7 protein-coding genes are annotated in these 12,525 nt (G+C 33.2%); all 7 read left to right on the forward strand.

Translation table 11 applies throughout. The features are described 5' to 3' along the window. Nucleotides 1-55: 55 nt before the first annotated feature. Entirely contained in the window at nt 56-814 is a 759-nt protein-coding gene (locus tag ACW0JX_RS11790; RefSeq protein ID WP_086404176.1) for a TSUP family transporter, read from the forward strand. A gap of 252 nt (nt 815-1,066) precedes the next feature. Next, nucleotides 1,067-1,726: a CatB-related O-acetyltransferase gene (locus tag ACW0JX_RS11795; protein WP_459245694.1), complete on the forward strand. Its 660-nt coding sequence runs from the start codon at nt 1,067-1,069 to the stop codon at nt 1,724-1,726. A gap of 472 nt (nt 1,727-2,198) precedes the next feature. After that, the gene (locus tag ACW0JX_RS11800; protein ID WP_071729962.1) at nt 2,199-3,512 is read left to right on the forward strand and encodes a D-alanyl-D-alanine carboxypeptidase family protein; all 1,314 of its coding nucleotides are present in this window, start codon (nt 2,199-2,201) and stop codon (nt 3,510-3,512) included. A 187-nt stretch (nt 3,513-3,699) separates the two neighbouring features. Next, nucleotides 3,700-4,848, forward strand: a complete 1,149-nt coding sequence (locus tag ACW0JX_RS11805) for an acyltransferase family protein (protein WP_459245695.1) — start codon at nt 3,700-3,702, stop codon at nt 4,846-4,848. Between the two features lie 202 nt (nt 4,849-5,050). Further along, the gene (locus ACW0JX_RS11810) at nt 5,051-5,641 is read left to right on the forward strand and encodes an SGNH/GDSL hydrolase family protein (protein WP_142374169.1); all 591 of its coding nucleotides are present in this window, start codon (nt 5,051-5,053) and stop codon (nt 5,639-5,641) included. Nucleotides 5,642-6,699: 1,058 nt separating this feature from the next. Beyond that, on the forward strand, nt 6,700-7,953 hold the full coding sequence (locus ACW0JX_RS11815; RefSeq protein WP_459245696.1) for an MFS transporter: 1,254 nt from the start codon (nt 6,700-6,702) through the stop codon (nt 7,951-7,953). A 13-nt stretch (nt 7,954-7,966) separates the two neighbouring features. Further along, on the forward strand, nt 7,967-12,523 hold the full coding sequence (locus ACW0JX_RS11820; protein WP_459245697.1) for an amino acid adenylation domain-containing protein: 4,557 nt from the start codon (nt 7,967-7,969) through the stop codon (nt 12,521-12,523). Nucleotides 12,524-12,525 lie beyond the last annotated feature (2 nt).

The following is a 12,525-nucleotide window of genomic DNA, read 5'->3' on the forward strand; positions in this document are numbered from 1 at the left end:
AGGGGCGATGGGGAGGTTTGAGTTATAATAGCTCAAGCCTGCCCCTATTCTTTGTATGGATTTTACTATTGAATTACTTATACTACTATTTTTAGTAGCTGTATTAGCAGGATGGATAGATACAATTGCTGGGGGCGGTGGTATGATAACTATCCCGATAATGTTATTAGTAGGTATGTCTCCTTCTGTAGCGATAGCAACTAATAAACTACAAGGGAGTAGCGGAACCCTCATGGCAACAATGATTTTTATTAAGAAGAAAGAAATTAATCTCAAAGATATGCGTTTGTCCATCTTAATGACCTTTTTTGGATCAGTTTTGGGTGGATGGCTTGTTTTACAGATACGGGCAGAATATCTAATAATGATATTACCTTTTTTACTTATTATTATTGGTCTTTATTTTCTATTATCTCCAAATATAGCAAACGAAGATCGACCGAGAAAAATAAGTATGTTGTTGTTTGCGTTAACAGTGGCTCCATTCCTTGGATTTTATGATGGTTTCTTCGGCCCAGGAACAGGTAGTTTAATTGCTTTAGCGTTCATTCTTTTATGTGGATATAGTGCTACAAGAGCAACTGCAAATGCTAAAATCTTGAATTTTACAAGTAATTTCGCTGCTTTGTTGTATTTTATTATTTTTGGCCAAATCGATTGGACAATTGGATTGATTATGATGCTTGGTCAAATTATAGGATCATATATTGGGGCGAAGATGGTGCTTACAAAAGGGACGGCATTAATACGACCAATAGTGGTTATTGTTTGCTTTGTCATGGCAATTAAAATTTTTTTACAAAATATAAACTAAATGCAATCAATATATTATTTGGATCAAAGTTAGAGTGTTTTCATGTTCTTATTGCAGTATTAGTCTGTTTAAGATGTGTTCAAAATTACACAATTTGACTAGTGTAATGTATTGCGTTATGCTTTTTTTAGTATAAAAGAAAGGCTTGAAGATAATGATTCGTCGTTTGAGAAAGCTAAAAAATGTAGCAGTCGTAGTAAGCTTCTAAGTAAATAGCAAAATATATAATACTTAGAAGCGAGGAATAAAGTTATGAAGTATCCATTATTTAATCATTGGTCAGAAACAAAGTATATAAAAGATATAGTAATAAATCCACTCATTGAAGTGGGAGAGTACTCCTATTATTCAGGCTATTATAGTCATCAAAATTTTGAAGATGGCTGTGTAAGGTATTTGTGGGGGGATGCTAAGTCTCAAGCACTTTTCAATCCAATTGAACAGATGGGATGGCATCTTGATAAACTCATTATTGGGAATTATGTTTGCATTGCAAGTGGAGTAGTCATTTTAATGGGTGGTAACCATAATCATCACTCAGAATGGATTACAGTATATCCATTCGCTGAGCAAATTGAACAATCATATGAACCTAAGGGTGATACAGTCATAAAAAGTGATGCTTGGATTGGAATGAATGCCATAATAATGCCTGGCGTTACTATTGGTGAAGGGGCAATTGTTGCTGCAGGATCTGTCGTAAGTAAAGATGTTCCGCCGTATACAATAGTTGGTGGAAATCCTGCTAAGGAAATAAAGAAACGATTCACTGATACAGAAATAAACATGTTAATGGAAATGCGTTGGTTTGATTGGGATAGGAAATTGATTGAGAAGGCAATTCCGCTGTTATCTAGTCCATCCATCGAACCATTATTTGCTTTTTATAAAAATGAAGTGAAAAATAAATAAATCTGTTAGAAAAACTACATCCAGTATAGGGTGTAGTTTTTTTATTACAAAAAACTAATAGTTTAGACTAAAGAAAATTCATCTCTAATATAAGTCTAGCAAATAGCTGAATTGAGTAATTAAAATCCTTGATAGCTAATAAAGCATTAACGGGCAGTAAGACCACAACTGATTAAAGTTTCACTTTATTTTTTGTACATGTGGAACAAATGTATTATTTAGATTGTCTATTAATTGTAATCCTAAAAAATATGAAAGTACGAATCATTTTGAAAAATATAAGGGGATTAAAAATAGTGATATGTGTGGGAATACAAAGTATTAGGGCACCTAAAAGTGTCGGATGAGATGGTCTATATGAAAGCGATTCTAATGTCTTATATGTATATACAATTTGAGAACACTGTCTATTTTTTGAGATTATGTTAGAATAACGCTTTTTTTGAGTATAAAAATATTGGAGGTAACAGAAGTGAAAGGTATGTTTTGCAAGAGATTTATTGCAATAGTAACAGTGCTTACACTATTTTGTAGCATGTTCGTTACATTTGGAAGAGCAGCAGCGGAAACAGTTTCTGCTATAGAGGTTGAAGCAGGATCAGCAATTTTAATAGAAGCAAATTCCGGGAAAATTTTATATGAAAAAAATGCAGATGAATCATTGGCAATTGCTAGTATGACAAAAATGATGAGCGAATACTTAGTTCATGAAGCGGTGGATAAAGGAAAACTTAAATGGGATCAAAAAGTTAAAATCTCTGAATATGCACATAAGATTTCGCAAGATCGCTCATTATCAAACGTTCCATTAGAAAATGGTGGCTCTTATACGGTAAAAGAGTTATATGAGGCAATGGCAATTTACTCTGCAAACGGTGCAACAATTGCTTTAGTTGAAGAGATTGCTGGTAAAGAAGTCAACTTTGTAAAAATGATGAACGATAAGTCGAAAGAATTTGGAATGAAAGATTATAAATTTGTAAACTCTACAGGCTTAACAAATCACGATTTAAAAGGATATCATCCAGAAGGGACAACTCTAGACGAGAAAAATAAAATGTCTGCAAGGGATTGTGCAATTTTAGCACAACGTCTTATTCAAGATTTCCCCCAAATATTAAATACAGCAAAAATTCCTAAAAAAACATTCCAAGAGGGTGGTAAATATCCAATTGATATGGCGAACTTTAACTGGATGTTAAAAGGTTTAATTAAGCAATATGAAGGTGTAGATGGTTTGAAAACAGGAACGACTCCAGAAGCGGGAGATTGTTTCACTGGTACAGTAGAAAGAAATGGTATGCGCCTAATTTCTGTAGTGATAAAAGCAAAATCTCATACGGCACGTTTTGATGAAACAAAGAAATTATACGATTATGGATTTGCGAATTTTGAAGTGAAGAATGTCTACAGAAAAGATTCAGTAGTAAAAGGGCATGAAACAGTGCGAGTAGCAAATGCAAAAGACAAAGATGTAGTAGTTCAAACGAAGCAAGCTGTTTCACTTCCAATGCCGAAGGGCAATAAAGACATTTATAAAAAAGAATTTAAAGTATTGAATAAAAAACAAGAAGTGCCTATTAAAAAAGGTGTAACAATTAGTAAAATGATTATCTCGCCTAAAGATACTACAGATCCTGGGTTTTTATCAGGTAAATCATTACAAATAGACCTTGTAACAAAATCTGATGTGGAACAAGCAAATTGGTTTACACGTTTTATACGTAAAACAGGATCTTTTTTTAGTGGTATGTGGGATAGTGCGATTGATATAGTAAAAAGCTAATTTTATAGGATACAACTAAATGTTTCACTTTATAAAAATTTAATAAAATCTTTTCTTTGTATTAAATATTTTGTTTTACATTATGTATATAAAGAAATGGAGGTCAAATTAACTTTATACTGCTTATATTAGGAATTTAAAGAAAGAATATGTACAATTCTCCCACTACATTCTTATATTGGCCTTTATGAACAGCAAAATTTACAATTTACAAGGAGAACATTTTATGAGTAAGAGAATAAAAGAATTAGATTCCATACGAGGGTTAGCGGCACTTACTGTGGTATTTGGACATTTTTGCTTAATACTACCATCGTTGCCTAATTCTATTAAATTTTCCCCGCTTAGGTTTTTATGGGCGGGTGGGGAAGCTGTTATCGTTTTTTATGTACTAAGTGGTTTTGTGTTATCTATGGCACTTTATCATTCAAAAACAAATTATTGGGGATATTTAATTAAGAGATTTGTAAGAATCTATATTCCTTATTATTTTTGGATAATCGTTACCTTTGTTTTATTTATTTTATTTTCGTCGTATGAAGTGGTAGGATTACGGGATTGGTTCTATGATAGGTGGCAAGGGTCTATAACAAAATTAGATATTCTAAACCACTTTGTGCTTCTTAATAACTTTTTTACGGAAAATTATAATCCAGTTATTTGGTCATTGGCTCAAGAAATGCGTATATCTATTGTGTTTCCTTTGTTATTCCTTCTTTTTTATAAACTGAATTGGAAGAAAACGATACTATTTGCATTGAGCTTTTCTTTAATTAGTGTTGTTCTTAATATGTTGCATATTGGGAAAGCTGAAGGATTTTATAATGGTTATGCTGATACACTGCATTTTACATCTATGTTTATGGTTGGAATGTTACTTTTTAAGTATCAGGAAAAACTTATCTACTCATATAGGAACATGAAAAAATTTAAAAAAGGATTTCTTATTGCATTAGGGATTATTCTATATTTATATTCCATTTTAATTTATGGTTTTTCCCGTAATGATACAACTTTCTTATTAAAAGATTGGGGTGTCGTAATGGGGGTTAGTATATTTATTATAATGGCTATGAGTAACCTAAAAGTAAAAGCATTTTTAAATAAGAGTGTATTTGTATATTTAGGAGAAATTTCATACAGTATCTATTTGTGTCATTTTCCAATCATGATGGTATTATTTAAACTTTTGTATACAAAGATACCTATCTTTTTCCTTCTTACTTTGTGCATTGCAATGACACTACTTTTTTCTATAGTTTCATATCATTTAATCGAAAAGAAATGTATCAACTGGGCAAAACAAAGAACAATAAATTTTTTGAAAAAAGTATAATTTCTAGATAGATTTTATCTCTTTAGTAAATATATGAATATGACCGATTCTTAAGTATACTTAGGAATCGGTCAATTTTGGATTCTAAATATAAATATAGTAAAGTGGAATATAATTGAAATCGAAAACCACTTAGAAATAACAATTACGGTGTGAGCTATTGTATAGTATAGATATGGTTAATAATAAAGGGGGAATACATATGTGGAAGCGATTTGTAGCAATTGGCGATAGTTTTACAGAGGGGATAGGGGATGAAGTTGAGGGAATTGCATTAAAAAGCTGGGTAGATCATTTTGTTCAACTGTGTGAAAACGATATAGAATATGCCAATTTTGCAAAGCGTGGGTTAGTAACTAAAGAAATTCGCTCGCAGCAATTGGAAAAAGCGCTAACTTTTAATCCAGATTTGGTTAGTCTCATTGCAGGGGCAAACGATGTTTTAAAAGGACGTTGGAATCACGATGCATATAAGAACGATATGGAATTTATGATAAATACATTAAGTAAAGCAGGGGCTGATATTATTATAGCAAACCTTCCAGATTTTACAGTTAGGCTTCCTTTTGCTTCTGAAAAAAAACAAGTAATAAAAGAACAATTATTAGAGGCAAATGAAGTTATACATTCACTGAGCAGAGAGTATAAGCTTCATCATGTTGATTTTTGGAATCATCATTTAGTTAATGATAATACGCTTTGGTCTAAGGATTTAATTCATCCAAACTCAAAAGGATATGTAAAAGTTGCTGAATTAATTTTTAGTAGTTTGCCTGTACAGAAGGCAAAATAATAGTTTGCAATTTAACGAATATGATATTAAGTGTATGAAGTTATGTTTTTTAGTAAATGGAAAGAACTAAACATTTAGCAAACAAAGCGTTTCTACGATATATTTCTACAGTAGTGCACAAATACAGAATCACAAAGAAAGATCACTTATGGAAATAGGTGGTCTTTAAATGTTTTTATAACTAAATTAGTATATACTGTATTACTAACAGTTTCGTACTACATAAAAATTAAGTTCTCTTATAGAAAAACTGATTTTATATTATCTTAAAATATAATAAAACGTTCAAATCATATTTTGGGTATGTATCTTAATTGTGAATGATGTGTAATTTTTTTGAAGTATAAATATCCAATAAATAGAATAGGTAGTAGGTGCAGAAGTATTAATACTATATTATTCAATTCTTGTTATGAGTACATTAGTGATTGGTAATATTATATTTTTGTTATCAACTTTAGTTATTGGAATTAATTTGCATAGAAAATATGTAGGATTAGAAAAAATATACTTTATTGTATATTTTTTTTGTTTAGTTGGATTTACGGTCTCTTTAAACTATTATGTTAATAAAATTAAAAAACTTAATTCTTAATACCCTTATGGTTAAAGCTAACTATAAAATGAAAATATAACTAAATAATAGTTTGTTATGATTTGTGGATTTGGTTTTTTATCCGAATTTTCTGATTCAAATATTTCAACTTTATGAATATAGTAGGTGGAATATTTGTGTGATAGTATTTGAGATAGAAAAAAGCCAACTTTAAAAAGGATGTGAATTGAATGTGTAAACGACTGTAAAGGGTTATATTAAGGCAACGTTTAGCTGTTATTAGTGTAAGGTAAAGATATATTTTGTAACAGTTGATATAAAAATGAAGGAATAGGTACGCTTTCGTTTGTCTGACTATTTTAAATATACGAAAAATAAGGCCGATTTGAGTTTTGACGAAGTTAAATTCTAGGTGAGATGTCAATAATGATTAATTAGGTTTAATAAAGAGGTACCTTATACGCAAAAGCGTTTATATTAGTAACCTAAGGAGCTTGCTTTTATGAAAACTACTGATTCAAAAGGCCTATTAGGAAATAGGGTTTATTTACAAGTTTTCTCTGCCTATTCATTGCTTATGCTTGGTGTTTTTATTGATATGTTAGCGATTATGACTATAGTTGGGTTTGAATGGGAAGTAGATCCTACTATGATTGGATTGATTCCTGTTGCATATGCACTTCCTGGAATTATTTTTGGCTCATGGGCAGGTGTTATTGCGGATCGTTTTAGAAAAATTCCAATTATGATGTTCTGTAATCTAATGGTTGGTCTAATAACAATTGCTCTTTTATTTGTACAAGATATCCACTGGCTCTTAGTGGCATTAATGATTCGTTCTATTTTTATTGTTTTCTATTATCCTGCACAGCAAACACTAACAAGACAGATTGTATCCCCGGACTTGCTTACTAAAGCAGTAAGTATCAACGGAATAGTAGAGCAGGGTACAAAGATAGTAGGCCCACTTATAGGGGGCATGTTGCTGAGCTGGTTTCAACCAGAGTTCTGCCTCATTATAAGAGCTATAAGTTGTTTATTAGCTACCTTAGTTCTGATACCCACAATAAAATTTAAAGAAACTATATCGAAAGAATGTGTTGAAAAGCAAAAACAAAGTACTTGGACCGCTTGGGTACAAGGGTGGGGTTATGTGTTATCTAATCGGATAATATTATCAACCATGATTTTCGTTACAATAGCCATGGCAGTATTACAATTAGTAGACTCACAATTCCCAACTTTATTTAAGAGCTTATTCCCACATGATAAAAGTAAAATGGGATATATCATTTCTATTATTGGTCTTGGCGGAATACTTGGTGCATTACTAACTCAGAAATTAAAACAATTTCAATATGGCTGGGTAGTATGTGGAGGTATGGTTTTAATGGGAATTGGTTTTGGGGGGATTGGTTTGATAACGCCCGGTACGGTCTTCGTTTTAGCTTATTTAATTAGTTTTATCGCTGGTATCGGAAGTGGGCTGATGCTTGTATCTAATCAAGTCATTTTACAAATAGAATCCGATCAAGATCAAGTAGGAAGAGTATTTGGTATACAAAGCAGTTTAACAAACGCAGTTCTAATTATTTCTCCTGCTATGAGTGGTCCATTAGTGCATTTGTTTGGAGTAACTCAACTCTATGTTTATGGAGGGATTGGGCTTGTTATTATTGGAGTAATTGGAGTTTCACTGCAGAAATATTTATGGGCTAAACATAAACACGAACCTATAAGAGCAAATAATTTTTGAAGGGAAGATTTTTATGACCAATGAGGAATGCTATCCATTAAGCCATCCGCAGCGAAGAATATGGTATACAGAAGTCGTTCATTCTGATAAAGGAATATGTAATTTAAGATTTTTATTTAAACTTCATCGAAAAATGAATTATTCAAAATTAAACCAAGTTGTGAATCGCGTTATCAGTGAAAATGACGGTCTGTGCATTAGGTTAAAAGAAAATGGGCATCAGGAACCGAAACAATATTTTACTAAACATGAAGAACAAGAATTTGAGTTTTTTGATTTCAGTAATGTGGAGAATACAAATTTGCTTGAGGAATGGATTGAGCAGAAAACAAAAGAAACGTTTACATTATTTAATTCAAATTTATACTATTTCGCTTTAATAAAATTAAACGATAATGAATGTGCAGTCTTTGGAAATGTTCATCATATTATTATGGATGGTTTATCAATTCAAATATTTACTGAGCAGATTGCAAAATATTATTATGACATGCATAACGAGAATGAGGAAGGCGAAATTAAAAATTCATATGTTCAATTTCTGACCAACGAACAAACATACTTGAATAGTAGTCGCTTTCAAAAAGATCAAAAGTTTTGGTTAGAGGAATTTAGAACACTGCCATCTGTGACTGGATTGAAGCCTTATAATACGTACCAAGTTAGTACCAAAGCATCACGTGAGACGTTTATATTAACGGAACATTTGAAGAGAAAGATAGAAAAATTTGCTGAAGATTACAAAAATAGTTTATATACTCTTTTTGTTGCTGCTTTTTCGTTGTCCATGTATCGGTGGACCTCATCGCTTGATATTGGTTTAGGAATGGCTTACGGCAACCGTATGACTAAAATGGAACGAAAATTGATTGGAATGATGGTGAGTACAGTTCCTTTAAGAATGGATATTGATCCAGAAGAAGAAGTACTTTCATTTATTAGTAGAGTGTCCAGAAAACAAAGTAAATCATTAAGACACCAGAAATATCCATTTGATTTGTTATTAAAGCAGATTAATAAAGAGAATAACAGTAATGTGAGACTTTTCGGAACTACGATTGATTATAGGGATCGTGATGAAAGTGGTGACTCACTATGGATTCCAAACCGTGAAGAAGTACAAGATTTTGCAGTTCATATTGAAAATCTAATTGATATAGACTCTTTACATGTACATATTGATTATCGTGAGGAGCTATTTTCTAAGGAAGAGATAGAACGATTCTTTAACGTTATGCTAGTGATACTGGAAAATATTTTTGAAAACCCAAAGCAGAAGGTGGCTGAAATAGAAATCATTTCTGAGGAAGATAAAAGAAAAAGTTTAGTTGAGTTCAACAATCCTAAACTGGATGTCCCACCTCAAGTAACTATTCATGAAATGTTCGAACGGCAAGCGATGATTTATCCAAATGCTATTGCAGTTACGTATGAAAAAGAAAAAATTACTTATAAGGAGCTTAATGAACGTGCAAACCAGTTAGCTCATTATCTGCAGAAAAAGGGAGTAGGACCTGATACTTTAGTTGGACTGTGCGTTGAACGTTCCCTCGAAATGATTGTAGGTATTTTAGGGATTTTGAAGGCTGGTGGGGCTTATGTTCCACTTGATCCAACATATCCAGAGCAGCGACTTCAATATATTTTAGAAGATGCTAGCATTCAGTTATTCGTAACGCAAGAAAGTTTAAAAGAATTGAACTGGTTACCAGAAAATGTTGAGTCGATTTGCCTGGATCGTGATCAAGATGAGATTGGGAAAGAAAGTAAGACTTTGCCGGTTTCTAGTGTCGGTCCCCAAAATCTGGCATATGTAATCTATACTTCGGGATCAACGGGAAATCCAAAAGGCGTTATGATAGAGCATCACAATGTTATACGGTTATTTAAATCGACGGATTGTTTGTATCAGTTTAATGAAAAAGATACTTGGACGCTTTTTCATTCGTATGCATTTGATTTCTCAGTATGGGAAATTTGGGGAGCGTTATTATATGGTGGGAAATTAGTTGTTGTTCCGTACTGGATTAGTCGATCACCTAAGGATTTTTATCAATTATTGGTGGAGGAAGAAGTCACAGTTCTAAATCAGACACCTTCCGCATTCCGCCAATTAATACGAGTGTGTGAACAAGAAGATAAGAATAAAAATTTGCAGCTGCGTTACGTGATATTTGGCGGAGAAGCGTTAGAACCTATTGGCTTGTTACCGTGGTTTCAAAGGTATGGGGAGAAAAAACCACAGTTAATTAATATGTATGGAATTACAGAAACTACAGTTCATGTTACATATTATCCAATTACTCAAGATGATGTGCAGCATGCTTCAAGAAGTAATATTGGAAAGCGGATTCCCGATTTAGAAGTGTATATACTAGACGCTTATCAACAACCTGTTCCTATAGGTGTTGATGGTGAACTTTATATTGGTGGAGCAGGATTGGCACGTGGATATTTAAATAGACCTGAATTAACAGCAGAGCGTTTTATATCTCATCCATTTAGTAGTAATCCGAAAGAAAGATTATACCGGACAGGAGACTTAGCTAGGTATTTGCCAGATGGGAATCTAGATTATCGTGGAAGAATTGATCATCAGGTTAAAATACGTGGTTTCAGAATTGAGATTGGGGAAATTGAGTCTACTTTAAATACATATGCATCTGTAACAGAGGCAGTTGTAATTGTAAGAGAAGATCAGCCGGGCGATAAAAGATTAGTAGCATATGTTGTAGGAGATGGAAATGTAGATGCGTGGAGAGAGTATCTTAAAGCGAAACTACCAAGTTATATGGTTCCTTCGGGATTTGTGGCGATGGAAGCTATTCCACTTACAGCTAACGGTAAAGTTGATCGTGAGGCCTTACCTATGCCAGAGGAAAAGCAGATTAATAGTGAATGTGTTGGCCCTCGGAATAGTAACGAACAGATACTGACTACCATTTGGAAGCGAGTATTAGGTGTTAAAAAGGTGGGAATCTATGATAATTTCTTTGAAATTGGTGGCGACTCGATTCTCAGTATTCAAATCATATCTCAAGCAAGTCAAGTGGGGTTAAAACTTACTCCAAAGCAAATGTTTGAATGCCCAACTATCGCTGAGCTGGCACAAGTGGCTATAGAAACGCAGGGAGTACAAGCGGAGCAGGGAATTGTGATAGGTGATGTGCCTCTTACTCCAATTCAGTGCTGGTTCTTCGAGCAAGAACATCCACATACAGAGCATTGGAATCAATCAATGCTTTTAAGAGTAAAAGAAAGATTGAATGTGAAATTACTAGAGGGAGCGATATTAAATTTACTGAAACATCATGATGCTTTACGTTTCCGGTACGAACAGTTACCAAACGGAACGTGGAGGCAGAGAAATGAAGGGACTGATGAGCTGTCAGTACTCCATGTTGTAAAACGTAATCAAGTTAATGAAAAAGAGTGGAATAAAATAATACAAGAAGAGATGAACATTAATCAAGCTAGTTTCAATTTAGTTACTGGTCCGTTAATGAGAGTAGTGTACTTTGAAGATAACTTGACTGGAAATGATCGAATATTCTGGGTGATTCATCATTTAGTAGTAGATGGAGTGTCATGGAGGATTCTATTGGAAGATTTACAGGTGGTATATAACCAGATGGAACAAGGTCAAGAAGTTCGCTTACCTGCGAAAAGTACATCTTTTAAAGAGTGGTCTGAACGACTCCAGACATACAGTGATTCGGGTATTTCAAAAGAAGTACAAAATTATTGGAATGAACAAGTAGAAAAAGAAACGATGAAAATTCCAATGGACTATCCAATACAAGAAACAACAGAAGAATCGATTGATCAAGTGACGAGGACTCTAGGAATAGAAGAAACACAAACATTGTTATACGAAGTTCTAGTCACTCATAAGACAAGGATTGATGAGGTACTATTAACGGCATTAGGACAAGCTATCGTTGATTGTATAAATCAGCAAACCGTTTCTATTCATCTAGAAGGACACGGAAGAGAAGAGATGATTGAAGGTATTGATTTATCAAGGACAGTGGGCTGGTTCACAAGTATTTATCCCGTTCATCTCAATTTTCAAGGAACTCAGACACCTATTGAAGGGTTAAAGGCTGTCAAAGAACAATTACGTCGAATTCCAAATCGCGGAGTTGACTATGGTATTTTACGTTACTTGAATAAAGGATTACTTCCGTTTTATCAGCAAAAGCCTTCAATAAGCTTTAACTATTTGGGCCAATTTGATCAGGTGTTTTCAAGGGACTCTTTGTTTATGCAAGAGACAGGATTTACATTTTTAGATCATGCTCCAGATTCCAAACCGTCTCATCTAATTGATGTTATCGGAATGGTGAAAGATGAAAAGTTACATTTTATTTGGATGTATAGTAGGGAACAGTTTTCTAAATTAAAAATTCAAGTGATAGCAGATGGTATGTTAAGGCATCTCCGTCAACTTATAAATAAACCAACAACAGAGTCTGCTTTTACGGTATCAGATTTTGCTGATGCAGAGGATCTTACGGAAGAAAGCTTAAGCAAAGTATTACTTAAATTAACAAAAAAGAGGGTGTAAAA

The sequence above is a fragment of the Bacillus sp. C-3-6 genome (genome assembly GCF_054509685.1).

Bases quoted from the DNA above. Each gene is read 5' to 3' on its own strand.
- ACW0JX_RS11790 (WP_086404176.1), top strand. From the start codon at position 56: ATGGATTTTACTATTGAATTACTTATACTACTATTTTTAGTAGCTGTA.
- ACW0JX_RS11795 (WP_459245694.1), top strand. From the start codon at position 1,067: ATGAAGTATCCATTATTTAATCATTGGTCAGAAACAAAGTATATAAAA.
- ACW0JX_RS11805 (WP_459245695.1), top strand. From the start codon at position 3,700: ATGAACAGCAAAATTTACAATTTACAAGGAGAACATTTTATGAGTAAG.
- ACW0JX_RS11810 (WP_142374169.1), top strand. From the start codon at position 5,051: ATGTGGAAGCGATTTGTAGCAATTGGCGATAGTTTTACAGAGGGGATA.
- ACW0JX_RS11815 (WP_459245696.1), top strand. From the start codon at position 6,700: ATGAAAACTACTGATTCAAAAGGCCTATTAGGAAATAGGGTTTATTTA.
- ACW0JX_RS11820 (WP_459245697.1), top strand. From the start codon at position 7,967: ATGACCAATGAGGAATGCTATCCATTAAGCCATCCGCAGCGAAGAATA.